This is a genomic window from Acuticoccus sp. MNP-M23, from assembly GCF_031195445.1.
Classification (GTDB): Bacteria; Pseudomonadota; Alphaproteobacteria; order Rhizobiales; family Amorphaceae; genus Acuticoccus.
Map to the genome: position 1 here is coordinate 2,618,572 of NZ_CP133480.1, position 18,245 is coordinate 2,636,816.

General features: G+C 67.3%; 15 protein-coding genes. All 15 read left to right on the forward strand.

All coding sequences use genetic code 11. The features are described 5' to 3' along the window. Positions 1-1,413, forward strand: coding sequence for a UDP-N-acetylmuramoyl-L-alanyl-D-glutamate--2,6-diaminopimelate ligase (locus RDV64_RS12140; RefSeq protein WP_309195184.1), 1,413 nt, complete (start codon positions 1-3; stop codon positions 1,411-1,413). Continuing rightward, a complete protein-coding gene (gene murF / locus RDV64_RS12145) occupies positions 1,410-2,777 on the forward strand; it encodes a UDP-N-acetylmuramoyl-tripeptide--D-alanyl-D-alanine ligase (protein WP_309195185.1) in 1,368 nt (455 codons plus the stop codon). Before RDV64_RS12140 ends, murF begins: the two co-directional genes overlap by 4 nt. Then, positions 2,778-3,863 (forward strand): phospho-N-acetylmuramoyl-pentapeptide-transferase, encoded by a 1,086-nt coding sequence (gene mraY, locus RDV64_RS12150; protein WP_309195187.1) that lies wholly within the window; start codon positions 2,778-2,780, stop codon positions 3,861-3,863. Continuing rightward, on the forward strand, positions 3,860-5,254 hold the full coding sequence (gene murD, locus RDV64_RS12155; protein ID WP_309195188.1) for a UDP-N-acetylmuramoyl-L-alanine--D-glutamate ligase: 1,395 nt from the start codon (positions 3,860-3,862) through the stop codon (positions 5,252-5,254). The genes mraY and murD overlap by 4 nt, the downstream gene beginning before the upstream one ends. 107 nt (positions 5,255-5,361) lie before the next feature. Further along, positions 5,362-6,510, forward strand: a complete 1,149-nt coding sequence (gene ftsW, locus RDV64_RS12160) for a putative lipid II flippase FtsW (protein ID WP_309195189.1) — start codon at positions 5,362-5,364, stop codon at positions 6,508-6,510. Further along, positions 6,507-7,577, forward strand: coding sequence for an undecaprenyldiphospho-muramoylpentapeptide beta-N-acetylglucosaminyltransferase (gene murG, locus RDV64_RS12165; protein ID WP_309195190.1), 1,071 nt, complete (start codon positions 6,507-6,509; stop codon positions 7,575-7,577). The genes ftsW and murG overlap by 4 nt, the downstream gene beginning before the upstream one ends. Before the next feature lie 8 nt (positions 7,578-7,585). After that, the gene (gene murC, locus RDV64_RS12170) at positions 7,586-8,980 is read left to right on the forward strand and encodes a UDP-N-acetylmuramate--L-alanine ligase (RefSeq protein ID WP_309199491.1); all 1,395 of its coding nucleotides are present in this window, start codon (positions 7,586-7,588) and stop codon (positions 8,978-8,980) included. Further along, entirely contained in the window at positions 8,977-9,909 is a 933-nt protein-coding gene (gene murB / locus RDV64_RS12175) for a UDP-N-acetylmuramate dehydrogenase (protein ID WP_309195191.1), read from the forward strand. The genes murC and murB overlap by 4 nt, the downstream gene beginning before the upstream one ends. After that, positions 9,906-10,817, forward strand: coding sequence for a D-alanine--D-alanine ligase (locus tag RDV64_RS12180; RefSeq protein WP_309195192.1), 912 nt, complete (start codon positions 9,906-9,908; stop codon positions 10,815-10,817). Before murB ends, RDV64_RS12180 begins: the two co-directional genes overlap by 4 nt. Continuing rightward, positions 10,805-11,692, forward strand: a complete 888-nt coding sequence (locus tag RDV64_RS12185) for a cell division protein FtsQ/DivIB (RefSeq protein ID WP_309195193.1) — start codon at positions 10,805-10,807, stop codon at positions 11,690-11,692. The genes RDV64_RS12180 and RDV64_RS12185 overlap by 13 nt, the downstream gene beginning before the upstream one ends. A gap of 5 nt (positions 11,693-11,697) precedes the next feature. Further along, positions 11,698-12,999, forward strand: a complete 1,302-nt coding sequence (gene ftsA / locus RDV64_RS12190; protein ID WP_309199492.1) for a cell division protein FtsA — start codon at positions 11,698-11,700, stop codon at positions 12,997-12,999. A gap of 91 nt (positions 13,000-13,090) precedes the next feature. Beyond that, a complete protein-coding gene (gene ftsZ / locus RDV64_RS12195; protein WP_309195194.1) occupies positions 13,091-14,734 on the forward strand; it encodes a cell division protein FtsZ in 1,644 nt (547 codons plus the stop codon). After that, positions 14,734-15,558, forward strand: coding sequence for a UDP-3-O-acyl-N-acetylglucosamine deacetylase (gene lpxC / locus RDV64_RS12200; protein ID WP_309199493.1), 825 nt, complete (start codon positions 14,734-14,736; stop codon positions 15,556-15,558). The genes ftsZ and lpxC overlap by 1 nt, the downstream gene beginning before the upstream one ends. A gap of 104 nt (positions 15,559-15,662) precedes the next feature. Continuing rightward, complete coding sequence (locus RDV64_RS12205; RefSeq protein WP_309195195.1) at positions 15,663-16,484, forward strand: outer membrane protein assembly factor BamD; 822 nt, start codon at positions 15,663-15,665, stop codon at positions 16,482-16,484. A 51-nt stretch (positions 16,485-16,535) separates the two neighbouring features. Beyond that, the gene (gene recN, locus RDV64_RS12210; RefSeq protein ID WP_309195196.1) at positions 16,536-18,194 is read left to right on the forward strand and encodes a DNA repair protein RecN; all 1,659 of its coding nucleotides are present in this window, start codon (positions 16,536-16,538) and stop codon (positions 18,192-18,194) included. Positions 18,195-18,245 lie beyond the last annotated feature (51 nt).

Here is an 18,245-nt window from a genome sequence, read left to right on the forward strand (position 1 = left end):
ATGCGCCTCGGCGACCTCGCACCGGATCAACATCCGAGCGCGACGACTGAAATCACCGGCATCACCGCCGACAGTCGGGCGGTCCTGCCGGGGATGATCTTTGCGGCGCTGAAGGGCGCGCGCGTGGACGGCACCGCGTTTGTGGCAGACGCGCTTGCGCAAGGGGCGAGTGCCGTGCTGTGCGCAGACGATGCCAGCGTCAGCGCGCCGGTTGTCCTGCGCGATGGCGACCCCCGCCGCCGCCTGGCGCTGATTGCGGCGGCCCTTGCCGGCCGTCAGCCGCGCACGATCGTCGCCGTCACCGGCACGGCAGGCAAGACGTCGGTCGCCGAGTTCACGCGCCAGATCTTTGCGGCATCCGGCTACAAGGCCGTCAGCATCGGCACGCTCGGCGTGCGCGGTTCCGTCGACGTGCCGGGCGGGCTCACCACGCCGGATCCGGTGGCGCTGCACACGCGGCTTGCCGAAATCGCCGCGGCCGGGGTGGAGCGCGTCGCCATGGAAGCGTCCAGCCACGGCATCGACCAGCGCCGCCTCGATGGCGTGGTTCTGGCCGCCGCCGGCTTCACCAACATCGGCCGCGACCATCTCGATTATCACGCCGACCTCGAAGCCTATCTTGCTGCCAAGCTGCGTCTCTTCTCCGAGCTTTTGCCCGATGGTGCACCCACCGTGGTGGATCCCGACACGCCGGGTGGCGACCGGGTGCTGGCGGTTGCCAAGAAGCCGCAGACCGTGGGCCGCGATGGCGACCTCATCCGCCTCCACCGGGCCCGTGCCGTTCCCGGCGGGTCGGTGCTGGACCTTGAGTGTTCGGCCGGCAGGTTTGAGGTGACGCTGCCTCTGATCGGCGGCTTTCAGGTGGAAAACGCACTGGTTGCGGCGGGGCTCGCCATCGTGTCCGGCATGGGCGAAGAGGCGGCACTCGGCGCAATTTCCGCGCTTGCGGGCGCGCCGGGGCGGCTTGAGCTGATCGGCCGTGCGAGCGGTGCCCCGGTGTTTGTGGATTACGCCCACAAGCCTGAGGCAATTACCGCGGCGCTGGCGGCAGTACGCCCGAGCGTGAAGGGCCGGCTGATTGTGGTGATCGGCGCAGGCGGCGACCGTGACCATGGCAAGCGCCCGCTGATGGGGGAAGCTGCCACCAGAAGCGCCGACGTGGTGATCGTCACCGACGACAACCCCCGCTCCGAAGATCCTGCCACAATCCGTGCCGCCATTCTGGCCGCTGCACCCGGCGCCACCGAAATCGGCGACCGCGGCGAAGCCATCTCCACCGCCGTGGCGATGCTGCGCGACGGCGATGCGCTGGTCGTTGCCGGAAAAGGGCACGAAGAGGGCCAGACGGTGGCCGGCGTGGTCCAGCCCTTCAGCGACCGTTCAGCCGTGCTCGCCGCACTCGCAGCCCTATGAACAAGATCTGGACTCTCAAAACACTCAGCCATGCCGCCGGCGGCCGCCTCGAAGGCGCGCCGGAAGACACCCCCGTGTCCGGCATCTCCATCGACACCCGTACCCTTGGCCCCGGCGATGCGTATTTCGCGATAAAGGGCGTGCGGATGGATGGCCATCAATTCGTGCCGGCGGCTCTGGCGGCCGGTGCATCCGCCGCCGTCGTCTCGCACGGGGAGGCCGACCGTGCCATCCACGTTGACGATGTGCTGGCTGCGCTGGAGCGCGTCGGGATTGCCGCGCGGGGGCGGCTTGGCGCGGAGACCCCCGTGGTTGCCGTGACCGGCTCCGTCGGCAAGACCGGCACCAAGGAAATGCTGCGGCTGGCGTTCGGCCCCGGCACCCACGCCGCTGCGGCCTCCTACAACAACCACTGGGGCGTGCCGCTCACCCTGTCGCGCATGCCCGCAGACGCATCGGCCGGCATCTTCGAGATCGGCATGAACCATGCTGGCGAAATCACGCCGCTGACGCGGATGGTGCGCCCCCACATTGCAATCATCACCACCGTGCAGCCGGTGCATCTGGAATTCTTCGACAGTGTCGACGGCATTGCCGACGCCAAGGCCGAGATCTTCGAGGGGCTGGATGAAGGCGGAACGGCCATCGTCCCGGCCGACATTGCGCAGACCGGGCGCCTCGTTGCCGCTGCCCGCGAAAAGGCCGCGCGCGTGGTCACGTTTGGCGCGCCGGATGCTGACGTTGCGCTTGTCGCCTACGATCCGCAGTCCGGCGCTGCCGATGCGCAAGCGTTCGGAACGCGGGTGCGCTACACCATCCGCGGCGGCGCCCACATTGCGCGCAACAGCCTTGCCGTGCTGGCAGCACTTCACGCCGCAGGCCGCCCGTTTGATGCCATCGACGCACTGTCCGGCTGGTCGGCGCAGAAAGGCCGAGGGCGCCGCGTGATGCTTGATGTGGCCGGCGGGCAAGCCACCCTCCTGGACGAAGCCTACAACGCCAATCCGGCATCCATGGGCGCCGCCATCGTATCGCTGGGTGCAACACCCGCGACAAGGCGGATCGCCGTTCTGGGCGACATGCTCGAGCTTGGCGCCACCGCACCCGATCTTCACCGTGGACTGGTGCCTCTGCTCGTCGATGCGGGGGTCCGAATCGTCCATACCGTAGGGACGATGACGAGCCACCTGACCGACAGTCTGCCGTTCGAGATGCGTGGCCTCCATTGCGAGGATGCCGCTGCCATGGCCGAAGCCCTGCCACCTCTCGAACCGGGCGATGCGTTGCTCGTCAAAGGGTCCAACGCGGTCGGTCTTGGCCGTGTGGTCGAGGCGGTCGAAACCCGCACCGGACAGGAGCGCTGAATGTTTGAGCTTCTGTCGCGGCTTGCGGGCGAATTCGCCCCGCTCAACGTCTTCCGCTACATCACGTTCCGCACCGGCGCAGCGCTGATGACGAGCCTCTTCGTCACCTTCATGTTGGGTCCGTGGATCATCCGCATGCTGCGCGTGCGGCAGGGCAAGGGCCAGCCGATCCGTGAGGACGGGCCGGCAAGCCACCTTCTCACCAAGCGCGGGACGCCCACCATGGGCGGCCTGATGATCCTGTTCGGAATGCTGGTGTCGACGCTCCTGTGGGCCGACCTCACCAACCTGTACGTCTGGCTCATCCTCTACGTTACGCTCGGCTTCGGGGCGATCGGCTTCTACGACGATTACCTCAAGGTCCGCCGTGCGACCCATGGCGGGTTCTCCGGGCGGATGCGGCTCCTGCTGGAGGCGGTGATTGCGGTCAGCGCCACCATCGGGTTCATGCAGCTGGAGTCGGCGGGTCTGTCGTCGCGGCTGGCGGTGCCCTTCTTCAAGGACATCCTGATCAACCTTGGCTACTTCTTCCCCGTGTTCGCGATGATCGTGATTGTCGGCGCAGGCAATTCGGTGAACCTGACCGACGGTCTCGACGGCCTCGCCATCGTCCCGGTGATGATTGCGGCCGGCTCCTTCGGCTTCATCGCCTACCTTTCCGGCAACGCGGTGTTCGCCGACTACCTGCAGATCCAGAATGTGGCGGGCACCGGCGAGATTGCCGTGATCTGCGGCGCGGTGATCGGTGCCGGCCTCGGCTTCCTGTGGTTCAACGCGCCGCCTGCCGCAATCTTCATGGGCGATACCGGCTCGCTCGCGCTGGGCGGGATGATCGGCGCCATTGCGGTTGCGACCAAGCACGAGATGGTGCTCGCCATCATCGGGGGCCTCTTTGTGGTGGAGGCGGTGTCGGTCATCATCCAGGTCTGCTCGTACAAGCTCTTCGGCAAGCGCGTGTTCCGCATGGCGCCGATCCACCACCACTTCGAGCAGCTGGGCTGGACCGAGCCGCAGGTGGTGATCCGCTTCTGGATCATCGCCTTCGTGCTGGCGCTGATCGGCTTGTCCACGTTGAAACTCCGGTGATTGCCGTCGAAACCTTCGAGGGCAAGCGCGTCGCCGTGTTCGGCCTCGCGGGCTCCGGTCTCGTCACCGCCCATGCCCTTGCGGCGGGCGGCGCGGAGATCCTGTGCTACGACGACAAGCGCGAGCGCGTGGACGCGGCGAATGACGCCGGCCTGCCGACGGGCGACCTCCGCGTTGCCGATTTTGCCGCGTTCGACGCGCTGGTCCTGTCGCCGGGCGTGCCGCTGACCCACCCCGCACCGCACTGGACGGTGGAGCGTGCGGCCGCCGCGGGCGTGCCCGTGGTGGGCGATGTCGCCCTGTTCGACGGGGAACGGCGGGCGCGGTTCCCCGAACTGGCGCTGGCGGCCATCACCGGCACCAACGGCAAGTCCACCACCACGGCACTTCTGGGGCACATCCTCGGGGCGTTGGGGCTCGGCGCGCAGGTGGGCGGCAACATCGGCCGCCCGGTGCTGGATCTCGACCCGGTGCCCGGCATCGCCGTCGTGGAATGCTCCAGCTACCAGATCGACCTGGCGCCCGGCCTCACGCCCGACGTTGGCGCGCTCCTCAACCTCTCGCCCGACCATATCGACCGTCACGGCACCTTCGAGAACTACGCTGCGGTGAAGACGCGGCTGGTCGAGGGCAGCCGGCAGGCCGTGATCGGCGTTGACGATCCCCACTGCGCCGCCATCGCCCATGCGCTGGAGGAAGCCGGCAAGCCGGTCCACCGGATTGGCGTTTTCGCCAGCGTCGACGAGGCTGCCGGTGCGCTCGGCCGGTCCGGCGTTGCGTCGGTCGGCGACGCGCTCTTTGTGCTCACCGGGGGAACGGCAGACCCGGTTGGCAGCCGCGCCGGCATCGGCTCCCTGCGCGGTGACCACAACGGGCAGAATGCCGCCGCTTCAATTGCGATCGCCATGGCGATGGGCGCTGACCCCAAGGCAGCGGCTGACCAGCTTGCCAGCTTCCCCGGCCTCCAGCACCGGATGGAGGAGGTCGGCACCCGGAACGGTGTCATCTTCGTCAACGATTCCAAGGCAACCAACGCGCAGTCGGCGCGGCAGGCGCTGGCAAGCTTTACCAATGTGCACTGGATTGCCGGCGGCGTGCCCAAGACCGGCGGCATTGCCGAGCTGGCGGATTTGTTCGGCCGGGTGAACGCCGCCTATCTCATCGGTCAAGCGGCCGACGATTTTGCCGCAACCCTTGAAGGCAAGGTGAACGCAGCGCGGTATGCGGGCCTCGAGCAGGCGCTGGATGCCGCCATCGCCGCGGCCCGGCCCGGCGACGTCGTTCTTCTGTCGCCCGCCTGCGCCAGCTTTGACCAGTTCCGCTCGTTCGAAGCGCGCGGCGATGCATTCCGCGCGCTCGTCAAGGCGCGGATCGAGGCAACGGATGCGTAAGGCCTGTCCCATCCGTTCGGCGATCAGCCGGTGCCACGGGCCATCCTGCACAATGAGACCGACTGGGCGCCGCCTCGTTCGGCTGCGGTCCATCGAGGGAGCGAACCATGGTTAGTCGCGCTGAAAACACCGAGTTTGCCCGCTGGTGGTGGACCGTGGACCGGGTTCTGCTCATCACCCTTCTGGCGCTGATGGGCATCGGGCTGATGCTGTCGTTCGCAGCCTCGCCGCCGGTTGCCGAAAAGCTGGGCCTTGGCAGCTACCACTTCGTGCAGCGCCACGTCCTGTTCGCCATTCCGGCGGTGATCCTGCTCGTCTCGCTGTCGTTCCTGACGCCGCGGCAGGTCCGCCGGGTGGCGCTGGTGGTGTTCATTGCCGCGCTTGGCGGCATCATCCTCACGCTGTTTGCCGGCGTCGAGGTGAAGGGGTCGCGGCGCTGGATTTCGCTCGCCGGCTTTTCGTTGCAGCCCGCCGAGTTCATCAAGCCGGCCTTCGTGGTGCTGACGGCGTTCCTCTTCGCCGAAGGCTCGCGCCGGCCGGACCTGCCGGGCCGGCTTCTGGCGCTGTTCCTGCTTGCCATCGTCATCGCGCCGCTGGTGGCACAGCCCGACTTCGGCCAGGCGATGCTCATCGCCATCACCTGGAGCGCGATGATCTTTCTGGCCGGGCTGCAATGGCGCTGGGTGTTCGCGCTGGGCGGTATCGGCTTTGGCGGCATCGTGTCGGCCTATCTCTACCTGCCGCACGTCACCCAGCGGGTGAACGCGTTCTTCGACCCGTCGGCGGATGCCAACTATCAGGTCAACCGCTCCATCGAATCGTTCATGCGCGGCGGCTGGTTCGGCGAAGGCGCGGGCGAAGGCATCGTCAAGCGCCGCCTGCCGGACAGCCACACCGACTTCGTGTTCGCCGTGACCGCCGAGGAGTTCGGCATCATCGCCTGCGGCCTCATTCTGGCGCTGTTCACGGTGATCGTCCTGCGCGGCCTGTCTCACGCATTCAAGGAAACCGACGAGTTCGTCCGCCTCGCGCTGTCCGGCCTCATGCTTCTGTTCGGCGGGCAGGCGTTCATCAACATGGCGGTCAACCTTCAGCTGATGCCGGCCAAGGGCATGACGCTGCCGTTCCTGTCCTATGGCGGCTCGTCACTTCTGGCGGTTGCGCTGACCATGGGCTTTGCTCTGGCTCTGGCACGGCGCCGCCCTGGCCGGGTGCGCTTTACCGCAGCGCGGTCCACCCGCGAGGCGTTTGCGTGAGGGCGCTTCTGGCAGCAGGCGGCACCGGCGGGCATCTGTTTCCAGCGGAGGCCATTGCCGCGGTTCTCGGCGCGCGGGGCCATCAGGTCGCGTTGATGACGGACGTGCGCGCAAAGACGCTGGTTGCCCAGTTTCCGGCCGAACGCGTGGACTTTCTGCCCGCTGCCACGCCGCGGGTGAAAAACCCCGTTGCGTCGGCCAAGGCGCTTCTGGTGCTCGGCGGTGCGGTCCTGAAGGCGCGCAAGCTCATCAAGGCATTCGGGCCGGATGTGGTGATCGGCTTTGGCGGCTACCCGACAATTCCGCCGCTCAAGGCCGCGCAGACGCTGGGCCTTGCCACCGTGGTGCACGAGGCAAATGCCGTCCCGGGCAAGGCCAACCGCTTTCTCGCAAACAGCGCGACCATCTTCACGGCCTTTCCCGAAACGCCCGGTTTCGGCAAGCCGACGACCTTTGTGGGAATGCCGGTTCGCCAGGCGGTGAAAGCCGCCGCCCGGCCGTTTGAGGCACCCGGCGACACGCTGCGTCTCCTCGTGTTCGGCGGCAGCCAGGGCGCCCGGATCTTCGCCGACATCGTACCCCCGGCACTCTCCGCGCTCTCGCCCGAGCACCGGGCGATGCTGAGGATCACCCAGCAGTGCCGTCCGGAAGACCTTGAACGCACCCGCGCAGCCTACGATGCGGCGGGCATTGCGGCCGATCTTGCGCCCTTCTTCACCGATCTGCCGCAGCGGATGGCGGACGCGCATCTTGTGGTGTGCCGCTCCGGCGCATCCACCGTCGCCGAGCTTGCGGTGATCGGCCGGCCCTCGCTTCTGGTGCCGCTGCCGGGCGCGCTCGATCAGGACCAGGCCCACAATGCCGAGGCGCTTGCCGCTGCCGGCGGGGCCATCGCCGTCCTCCAACCCGAATTCACCGCAGAGCGGCTCACCGCCGAAATCGGCAAGCTCCTGACCGCCCCGGCATGGTTGGCGCAGGCAGCGGACGCGGCACGCGGCTTCGGCCGGCCCGACGCTGCGGAGCGCTTCGCCGATGCGGCCGAAAACGTCGCAAAGGCCAAGCCATGACCCCCACCATGAAGATGACCTCCGCCATCGGCCCGGTCCATTTCGTCGGCATCGGCGGGATCGGCATGTCCGGCATAGCCGAGGTGCTCCACAATCTCGGCTACACCGTGCAGGGCTCCGACATTGCCGAGAGCCCCAACGTTCTCCGCCTGCGCGACAAGGGGATCGACGTTGCCATCGGCCATGCGGCGGAAAACATTGCCGGCGCCACGGTGCTGGTCGTCTCGTCCGCGGTGAAGAAGGACAACCCGGAGCTGATGGCAGCGCGCGCCCGGCTCCTCCCCATCGTCCGCCGCGCGGAGATGCTGGGCGAACTGATGCGGCTCAAGCAGGCCATTGCGGTGGGCGGCACCCACGGCAAGACCACCACGACGTCCCTGGTGGCGACCTTGCTGGAAGCCGGCGGGCTCGACCCGACTGTCATCAATGGCGGCATCATCAACGCCTACGGCACCAACGCGCGCCTTGGTGCGGGCGACTGGCTTGTGGCAGAGGCCGACGAGAGCGACGGCACCTTCGTCAAGCTGCCGGCCGACATCGCCATCGTCACCAACATCGACCCCGAGCACCTCGACCATTACGGCACGTTCGACAGGGCGCGCGACGCGTTCAAGCAGTTCGTCGAGAACGTGCCGTTCTACGGCTTTGCCGTGATGTGCCTCGACCATCCGGAAGTGCAGGCCATGGTCGGCCGGATCGAGGATCGGCGGATCATCACCTACGGCGCCAACCCGCAGGCCGACGTGCGTTTCATGAACGTGCGCCCCGGCACCCGAACCGTGTTCGATGTGCGCATCACCGACCGTGTGACCGGCGAAGTGCGGATCCTCGAAGGCCTCACGCTGCCGATGCCGGGCATTCACAATGTCTCCAACGCCACCGCCGCGGTGGCCGTGGCGGACCGGCTTGGCATCGACACTGCCGCCATCGTGAAAGGCCTCGACGCGTTCCGTGGCGTCAAGCGCCGGTTCACCCATGTGGGTGACTGGAACGGCGTTGCGATCTTTGACGACTATGCCCATCACCCGGTGGAAATCCGTGCCGTTCTGGGTGCCGCGCGGGAAGCGGCTGCGGGCAAGGTCATCGCCGTGGTCCAGCCACACCGCTACAGCCGCCTTCAGGCGCTGTTCGACGATTTCTGCGCCTGCTTCAACGATGCGGACACCGTGATTGTCACCGACGTTTACCCGGCCGGCGAAGAGCCGATTGCGGGTGCCGAGCGGGACGATCTGGTGGCGGGACTTGCCGCCCGCGGCCACCGCAACACCGTCGCACTGGCCGGCCGGGACGACCTGGCCGCCGTCGTCCGCGAACATGCCGAACCCGGCGACATGGTGGTCTGCCTCGGCGCCGGGTCAATCACCCGCTGGGCCGAAACGCTCCCCAGGGAGCTGGCGCAATGAGCCTTTTCGAGACTCTCAAGGGCGTTGCCCGCGGCCGTTTGAGCGAAAATGAGCCGCTGGCAGCCTTCACCTGGTTCCGCGTCGGCGGACCGGCCGAGATCCTGTTTTCGCCGGCCGACGAGGCTGATCTTGCCGCGTTCATGAAGGCGTTGCCCGCGGGCGTGCCGGTCACGGTGCTCGGACTTGCGTCCAACACCCTGGTGCGGGACGGCGGCGTCGAAGGCGTCGTCATCCGCCTCTCGCCAAAAGGGTTCGGCTTTGCCCGAGCGGAGGGAAACCGCATGAGGGTGGGGGCTGCCCTGCCGGACGTGAAGGCCGCCCGCGCTGCCGCCGACGAATCGCTGACGGGGCTTGAATTCTTCCGCGGGATTCCAGGCTGCATCGGCGGTGCGCTGCGCATGAATGCCGGGGCCTATGGCGGCGAGACGCGCGACCGGCTTGTGTCGGCCCGCGCGGTCGACCGCCACGGCGAAATCCACCAGCTTTCCAATGCGGATTTCGGCTTTTCCTACCGCCATTCCAGCGTTCCGGCGGATTTCATCTTCACCGAGGCGACCTTTGAGGCCGTCCCCGGCGACCGCGACGTGATCCTGGCCGCCATGGACGAGATCACCGAGAAGCGGGAGGCGACCCAGCCAGTCAAATCACGCACCGGCGGCTCCACCTTCAAGAACCCGCCGGGCGAGAAATCCTGGCAGCTGATCGACGCTGCGGGCGGGCGCGGCCTCACCGTGGGCGGGGCGCAGATGTCCGAGCTCCACTGCAATTTCATGCTCAACCTCGGCGATGCCACCGCCGAGGATCTGGAACGTCTCGGCGAGACGGTTCGCGGCCGGGTGCGCGCCAATTCCGGCGTCGACCTGGAATGGGAAATCAAGCGCGTCGGCCGTTTTGTGGGCGCGCCGGTGCCGGAGTTCATCGCGCCATGAAACACGTTGCCGTGCTGATGGGCGGGCAAAGCGCCGAACGCCCGGTGAGCCTTGCGTCCGGAAAGGCCTGCGCAGACGGGCTTGAGGAGGCGGGCTACCGCGTCACCCGGATCGACGTTGCAGAAGATCTTGTGGATAAGCTGAAGTCCGTCAGACCCGAAGTGGCGTTCAATGCATTGCACGGCCCGATGGGCGAAGACGGCTCCATCCAGGGCCTCCTCGAATTTCTCGGCATTCCCTACACCCATTCCGGGGTGATGGCCTCGGCGCTGGCGATGGACAAGGGGCGCGCCAAGGCGGTTCTGGCCGCTGCCGGAATTCCGGTGGCCGAGCATGTGACGTGCACGCGCTTCGAGGCGGCGCAACGGCATATGCTGCCGCCACCCTACGTTTTGAAGCCTGTGGCGGAGGGATCGTCGTTCGGCGTTCTCATCGTGCGCGAGGGGGCCAACCGGCCGCCGGACGAATTGTCGGGCGATGAATGGCCCTACGGCGATGCGATGATGGCCGAGAAATTCGTCGACGGGCTGGAGCTGACCTGCGGCGCTTTCGGCGACACGGTCTACGACATCATCGAGATCGAACCGGTGTCGGGCGCCTTCTACGGCTTCGAGGCGAAGTATGCGCCGGGGGGCTCCAACCACACGCTCCCGGCGCGAATTAAACCAAATATTTACCAGGATATACAAAAGTACACCCTACTGGCTCATCGTGCCCTGGGGTGTCGCGGTGTCTCACGAGCCGACTTTCGCTATGACCCCGAGAAAGACGAACTCGTTTGTCTGGAAGTGAACACGCAACCCGGAATGACGGAAACCTCGCTGGTGCCAGAAATGGCAGCGTACGCGGGCGTCAGCTTTTCCGCGCTCGTCGCAGCGCTGGTGGAGGACGCAAGTTGCCGGCGTTGAGGTCCCGTGCCGGCAGGCTTGCAAGCGCTGCACCCGGCCGCCTTCTGGCGGTGGCGGTGCTCGTGGGCAGCTGCGGTGCCGGGCTCGCCTATTCCGAGGACCCCGCGCGGATGTGGGACGCCGTCGGCCGCGCGGGCTTCAACCTGCGCGAAATCAAGCTCAAGGGGCAGGAGCATACGTCCGACAGCGCGATCATCGCCGCCGTCGGGCTCGGCCCTGGCGTGACCCTGCTGGGCCTCGACGTGGAGGCCGCACGTGCCCGTCTGGAGGGTTTGCCCTGGGTGAAGACGGCCGCTGTGCGCAAGTCGCTGCCCGACCGGCTTCTGGTGGAGATCGAAGAGCGGGAGCCGTTCGCGCGGTGGCGCTGGAGCGGCCACGAGGTGGTGATCGACCGGCACGGCAACGTCCTCGCTGACGACGTGCCGTCCCGTTACCGGAGCCTTCCGCTGGTTGCCGGTGCGGGGGCCAACGATGTGGTCGAATCGATTCGCGAGGTTCTGTCCGCCGACCCTGCGCTGGACGAGCGGGTGGCTGCGGCAATCCTCGTCAACGAAAGGCGCTGGGATTTGCGGTTGAAGAATGGCGCAACGGTCCGTCTGCCGGCCGATCAGCCCGAGGCGGCGCTCGCCCGTCTCGCCAGCATCGAGGAGCGCCAGCCGCTTCTGGGCGTTGGCGAGGTTGTGGTCGACATGCGCCTGGCCGACCGCACCTCGGTGCAGCTTCAGGCTGCCAGCGCGACAGAGGACGAGGGCGAACGGCCCGCGTTGCAGGCGGAGCCTGTGGCGCAGGATGCGCTGGCCGCGGCCATTGCCAACGCGACGGTGAGCTATGACGACCCCCTCGCGAGGGCCATCGCGGAGGCCATGAACCAATGAACGTGATGGATTTCCCCGGTCGTGGAGACGGTGCGCGCTGCCATGTGAAGCCTGGTCGCTCCTCCATCGCTTGCGTCCTCGACGTCGGCACCAACAAGATCGCCTGCCTGATTGCCCGGCTGAAGCCGGCTTCGGAAGAAACGCTGCTGGCCGGCCGGACCCACGCCATCGAGGTGATCGGCTACGGCTACCAGCAATCGCGCGGCGTGAAGGGCGGCATGATCGTCGATCTCGACAAGGCCGAGCACGCCATCCGGCGCGCGGTGGATGCTGCCGAGCAGATGGCGGGCGTGACGGTCGAATCGCTGATCGTGACCCAGACATCGGGCCGGCTTTCGTCCGAGGCATTCGGCGCCAAGGTCGACCTCGACACCGGCGCCGTGCGCGACAATGACATTCGCAAGGTGCTCGCCGCGTCGGGCCGGCACCAGATCCGGCAGGGCCGTTCGGCGCTGCATGCACTGCCCATCGGCTATACGCTGGACGGTCAGGGCGGCATTCGCGATCCGCGCGGTATGATCGGCGACAATCTCGGTGTCGACATCAACCTCGTCACGGCAGACAGCGCCGCGCAGGACAACCTCGTTCTGGCGATCAACCGCTGCCATCTCGACGTGGAGGGCATCGTCGCGACGCCGTACGCCTCGGGCCTCGCCTCGCTGGTGGATGACGAGGGCGAACTCGGCGCCGTGTGCGTGGACATCGGCGGTGGCACCTCGTCCATCGCGATCTTCTCGGAGGGGAACCTCGTGCATGTGGATGCCGTCGCCATCGGCGGCCATCACGTGACCATGGACATTGCCCACTGCCTGTCGATCCGCCTCGACGAGGCGGAACGGCTGAAGACACTCGAAGGCTCGGCGATTGCCGCCTCTGCCGACGAGCGCGACACCCTCACCATCCATCCGGTGGGCGAGGACTATGGCGCCGCGCCGCAGGTCATCCCGCGGCTGACGCTGAACCAGATCATCCGGCCACGCGTGGACGAGATTGTCGAACTCATTCGCGACCGCCTCGTCGAGTCGGGATTTTCGGGGCGGATCGGCCGCCGCGTGGTCCTTACCGGCGGCGGAAGTCAACTCACCGGACTGCCGGACGTGGCGCGCCACGTCTTCGGCCGCCCGGTCCGTCTCGGGCGCCCGCTCGGCGTCAAGGGATTGCCGATTGCGGCCCGCGGCGCGGCGTTCAGCGCCGTGGTCGGGCTTCTCATCTATCCGCAGCTCGCTCCGGCGAGCCTGTTCTCAGCCGGCACCCAGTCCACGGGCTACATCGCCCGCATGGGCCGCTGGCTGAAGGAAAGCTTCTAACCTGAGCGTTCGCGCTCAAACGAAAACAACGCGGCTCAGGCCGTAATCTTGGCGCCCGGTTCGGGCAAAGTGACGAGAACAGGGGGCAATCATGTCGTCCAACCATCTGAAGACGCCCGACCTCACAGAGCTCAAGCCGCGCATCATGGTGTTCGGCGTCGGCGGTGCAGGCTGCAACGCGGTGAACAACATGATCGAGGCCGGCCTTGCCGGTTGCGACTTTGTTGTCGCCAACACCGATGCACAGTCGCTCAACCTCTCGAAGGCGGAGCGGGTGGTTCAGATGGGCATCGCGGTGACCGAGGGCCTCGGTGCCGGTTCCCAGCCTGACGTCGGCCGCGCCGCCGCCGAGGAAGTGATCGACGAGATCGCCGACCATCTGTCCGGCTCGCACATGGTGTTCATCACCGCGGGCATGGGCGGCGGCACCGGCACGGGTTCGGCCCCGGTGGTCGCCCGCGTTGCGCGTGACCAGGGCATCCTCACCGTTGGCGTCGTGACCCGCCCGTTCCAGTTCGAGGGCGCACGCCGCGCCAAGCTGGCAGACGCCGGCATCGAGGAACTCGCCCAGCACGTCGACACGCTGATCGTGATCCCGAACCAGAACCTCTTCCGCATCGCCAATGCGCAGACCACCTTTGCCGACGCCTTCGCGATGGCCGACCAGGTGCTCTACTCCGGCGTTGCCTGCATCACCGATCTGATGGTCAAGGAAGGCCTCATCAACCTCGACTTTGCCGACGTGCGCTCCGTCATGCGCAACATGGGCAAGGCGATGATGGGCACCGGCGAGGCCTCCGGCGAGGGCCGCGCGCTCCAGGCCGCCGAGGCCGCCATCTCCAACCCGCTGCTTGACGAAACCTCCATGAAGGGCGCCCGCGGCCTTCTGGTCTCCGTCGTCGGCGGCAACGACCTGACGCTGTTCGAGGTGGACGAAGCCACCACGCGCATCCGCGAAGAGGTTGACGACGACGCCAACATCATCTTCGGCGCGACGTTCGACGACAGCCTCGAAGGCGTCATCCGCGTCTCCGTGGTGGCAACGGGCATCGACCAGGATCCGGCCAACGTCATCGAGCCGCCGAAAGACACGCGCGTCGTCTCCTTCGCGGACCGGGCCGCCAAGAAGCAGACCCCTGATTCAGGTGCGGCGGTTGCCATCGCCGATCCGGGTGAAGCTGCCTTGGCCGCCGTCGCAGCGGGCCTTGAAGACTTCGACCTGGATCCGCATGCGCTGGAGCCCATCGAGGAAGCCGAAATCTTCGACGAAGCCGCTGCGCAGGCTGAGTTCGACGACGAGTTCGACGAGCCGGTCGCGGTTCCGGACCTGCGCGCCAACCGTACCCGCGCCCCGGACTATGGCGACTACCCCGCCGCGGACGAACGCCGCCCGATGGGTCTGCTGCGCCGGATCGCCAGCGGCCTGTCGCGCCGCGAAGAGGAAGACGCGGACGATTTTGCCCCCGCGCCGCAGACCCGCCCCGAGCGCCGCCGCGCCCAGGCTGCGCTGCCGGCACCGGAGCAGCGCCCCGCCGCGCCACAGCTGGACCAGGCCTACATGGATGAGGCAGCCGACGGCGCACCCGCACCGCGCCGCGCCCGCCCCAAGGCAGAAGCGCCGCAGCGCCGCGCCCGGACGGAGGCTGAGCCTGTGTCCCGCACGCGGCAGGCCCAGCGCCCGATGGACGACGATCAGCTTGAAATTCCGGCGTTCCTGCGCCGGCAGGCCAACTGATCCTCCAACGCACACTGCGCGAGCCTGTCTCGCTCAAAGGCATCGGCGTCCATTCGGGCGCCGATGTTTCTGTTTCTGTGGCCCCCGGCACACAGGGCGTGCGCTTTCACCGGGACGGCGGCAGCGTTGCCGCGTCCTGGCGCAATGTCAGTGCCACGCGCCTTGCCACAGTGATCGAGGCCGGCGGAACGCGGGTCATGACGGTGGAGCACCTGATGTCGGCCCTGTCCGCGCTCGGCGTCTGGAACGCCGATGTGACCCTTGAGGGCCCCGAGCTTCCCATCATGGATGGCAGCGCCCGTCCGTTTCTGGATGCGTTGGCCCCGTTGGTCGCGGATGCGGGCAGGGTGGCGCCCTTTCGCGTTCTCCGCCCGGTCTCGGTGAGTGACGGAGATGCCTTTGCGGCGCTCCTGCCGTCGAACACGCAGCGTTTTGATGTGGGGATCGACTTTGCAGCGCCGGTGATCGGCCTCAGCCGTGTGACCTTCGAGCTGGGGCGCGACGATTATGCCCGCGACATTGCGCCCGCCCGCACCTTCGGTCCGCTGAAGGACGTGGAGCGGATGCGCCGCAAGGGCTACGCCAGGGGCGCTTCGCTGGACAATGCGGTGGCTGTGGACGGCGACCGGGTCGCCAACCCCGAGGGCCTGCGCTTCTCCGACGAGTTTGCCCGCCACAAGCTGCTGGATGCCATTGGCGACCTGGCGCTGGCGGGCGCGCCGATCCTTGGCGTCTACCGCAGCCACAAGGCGGGGCACCGTCTCAACTACAGGCTTCTGGCGGCGCTTTTCGGGTCGAACGAAAACTTCACAATTGATCGTTAATTGCAGCTATTATCAGTTGCGCTAGTAAGGGGTGCGCGGCGGGCGTTGGAATGCGTTGCCAGCGCTGCTACACGGTGTCCCTGCGTTTTGTTGGAGTGTTTGCGATGAGCCTTGGCATCAGGATGGCAGCCGTTCTTGCGCTCGGCCTCAGCGTTGCGGCCTGCGGCGGCGGACGGGTGGAAGAACTTGCCTTCAACGACACGCCGCCAGACCAGCTCTACAACGAGGCGCTGGTGCTGATGAACGAGGGCGATGTGCGCACCGCCCAGATCAAGTTCGAGGAGGTGGACCGGCTCCACCCCCACACCGAATTTGGCCGCAAGAGCCAGATGATGCTGGCCTTCACCAGCTATTCGCGCGGGAAATATCCCGAGGCGATCAACGCCGCCAAGCGGTTTCTGGCGCTGCACCCCAACCACGAGGATGCCGCGTACGCGCAGTACATCATCGGCAATTCCTACTACAAGCAGATCCCGGACGTGACGCGCGACCAGCGCGAGACCGAGCAGGCGCTCGCTGCGTTCCGCATCCTGATCGAGAAATACCCGGACAGCGAATATACGCCCGATGCGCGCAACAAGGTGCTGGCGGCAGAAGACCAGCTGGCCGGCAAGCAGATGGAAGTGGGCCGCTACTATCTGGAGCGGAACGACAACCTTGCCGCCATCAACCGCTTCCGCAATGTGGTGGAGAACTACCAGCAGACGCGGCACGTGGAAGAAGCGCTATTCCGCCTGACCGAATCCTACTATGCGTTGGGGCTGACGCAGGAGGCGCAGACTGCGGCCGCCGTGCTCGGGCACAATTTCCCGGACAGCAAGTGGTACCGCGATTCCTACGCGCTCCTGGAAAAAGGCGGTTACTCGCCGAGCGAAGCCAAGGCAAGCTGGATCAGCCGGGCGTTCTCAAGCATCAACGTGCTCTGACCAGACCCCAGGCGAGGCAAGGCGAGTACGCCAAACGAGGGCGTTCGAGGCGTGCTGTCACGGTTATCCATCCGTAACATCGTCCTGATCGAGGCGCTGGACCTGTCCTTCGCGCCGGGCTTCACCGTGCTCACGGGGGAGACCGGTGCTGGCAAGTCCATCCTGCTCGATGCGCTGTCGCTTGCGCTGGGCGCAAAGGCAGAAGGCGGGCTGGTGCGACGCGGCGAAGACAAGGGCGCGGTGTCTGCAACCTTTCTCGTCACACCGCTGCATCCCGCCGTCGCGCTTCTTGCCGAGATGGACATCGAAGTGGAGGATGACGCAATCATCCTGCGCCGCACCCTGACGGCGGATGGCAAGGCGCGCGGCTTCGTCAACGACCAGCCGGCCAGCGCGACGCTGATGAAATCACTGGGCACGATGCTGGTGGAAGTGCACGGCCAGCACGCCGACCGGGGTCTGATCCAGCCTGCCGCGCACCGACGGCTGGTGGATGCCTACGGCACGCTTGGCGCCGAATGCGAGCATCTGGGCACTTTGTGGCGCGGCCTGAAGGATGCCGAGGAAGCGCTCGCCGCCCACGAGGCGAAGCTGGCGGCTGCCCGCGACGAGGTGGATTATCTCCGCGCCTCGGTTGACGAATTGACCAGGCTCGACCCCGAACCCGGCGAGGAAGAGCGCCTCTCGGTGGACCGCAGTGCCATGGCGGCGGCCGAAAAGGTGGCGGGCGATCTGGCCGAGGCCGCATCGAGCCTTGAGGGGCCGAAGTCGCCCATCCCGTCGCTGGCGGGCGTCCTGCGCAAGCTGGAGCGCAAGATGAGCGGCGCCGAAGATAAGCTCACCCCCGTGATGGACGCGCTCGCCGCAGCGCTCGATGTGCTGGAGGAGGCGCGCACCACCATCGCGGATGCCCAGCGCAGCCTCGACTACAACCCCGGCGCAATGGAGGGGCTGGAAGAGCGATTGTTCGCGCTGCGTGCGGCGGCCCGCAAGTTCAAGGTGCCGGTGGACGACCTTGCAGCGCTTGCCGCAAAAATGGCGGACGACCTTGGCGATATCGACGCCGGCGAGGAGCGCCTTGCCGGGCTTGCCTCCGCGGTCACTGCTGCGGAGCAGGCGTACCGCGATGCAGCCGCCACCTTGTCCGACAGGCGCCTTGCCGCCGCCAGCGCACTGGAGGCGGACATTGCGCGTGAGCTGGCGCCGCTGAAGCTGGACAAGGCGCGCTTCACCGTGCGTCACAGCGAGGCGGAGCCCGCCGCCGAGGGCATCGACCGCATGGAGTTCTACGTTCAGACCAACCCCGGCTCGCCGCCGGGCCCCATCCTGAAGGTGGCATCCGGCGGCGAATTCTCGCGCTTTCTGCTGGCGCTCAAGGTCTCGCTCGCCGACCGCGGCTCCGCCTCCACCATGATCTTCGACGAGATCGACACCGGCGTGGGCGGCGCGGTGTCGGACGCGATCGGCGCGCGGATGGCCCGCCTGTCGGAGGCGGTGCAGGTGATTGCCGTCACCCACGCGCCGCAGGTGGCGGCAAGGGCCGACAATCACCTTCTGATTGCCAAGAGCCACACAGGGTCTGCCACAACGCAGACGGCGGTGGAGCAGATCGAGGGCGAAGCGCGCAAGGAAGAGATTGCGCGCATGCTGGCCGGCGCCGTCATCACCGACGAGGCGCGCGCCGCTGCCGTGCGCCTGATCGAAGCCTGAGCTGTACCTCATGCGCCGGCGCGTTATCTATGCGCCGGGGAGGACCATTGT

Bases quoted from the DNA above. Each gene is read 5' to 3' on its own strand.
- murC (WP_309199491.1), top strand. From the start codon at position 7,586: ATGAAGATGACCTCCGCCATCGGCCCGGTCCATTTCGTCGGCATCGGC.
- murF (WP_309195185.1), top strand. From the start codon at position 1,410: ATGAACAAGATCTGGACTCTCAAAACACTCAGCCATGCCGCCGGCGGC.
- RDV64_RS12140 (WP_309195184.1), top strand. From the start codon at position 1: ATGCGCCTCGGCGACCTCGCACCGGATCAACATCCGAGCGCGACGACT.
- RDV64_RS12205 (WP_309195195.1), top strand. From the start codon at position 15,663: ATGAGCCTTGGCATCAGGATGGCAGCCGTTCTTGCGCTCGGCCTCAGC.
- RDV64_RS12180 (WP_309195192.1), top strand. From the start codon at position 9,906: ATGAAACACGTTGCCGTGCTGATGGGCGGGCAAAGCGCCGAACGCCCG.
- murB (WP_309195191.1), top strand. From the start codon at position 8,977: ATGAGCCTTTTCGAGACTCTCAAGGGCGTTGCCCGCGGCCGTTTGAGC.
- ftsW (WP_309195189.1), top strand. From the start codon at position 5,362: ATGGTTAGTCGCGCTGAAAACACCGAGTTTGCCCGCTGGTGGTGGACC.
- ftsZ (WP_309195194.1), top strand. From the start codon at position 13,091: ATGTCGTCCAACCATCTGAAGACGCCCGACCTCACAGAGCTCAAGCCG.
- mraY (WP_309195187.1), top strand. From the start codon at position 2,778: ATGTTTGAGCTTCTGTCGCGGCTTGCGGGCGAATTCGCCCCGCTCAAC.
- ftsA (WP_309199492.1), top strand. From the start codon at position 11,698: ATGGATTTCCCCGGTCGTGGAGACGGTGCGCGCTGCCATGTGAAGCCT.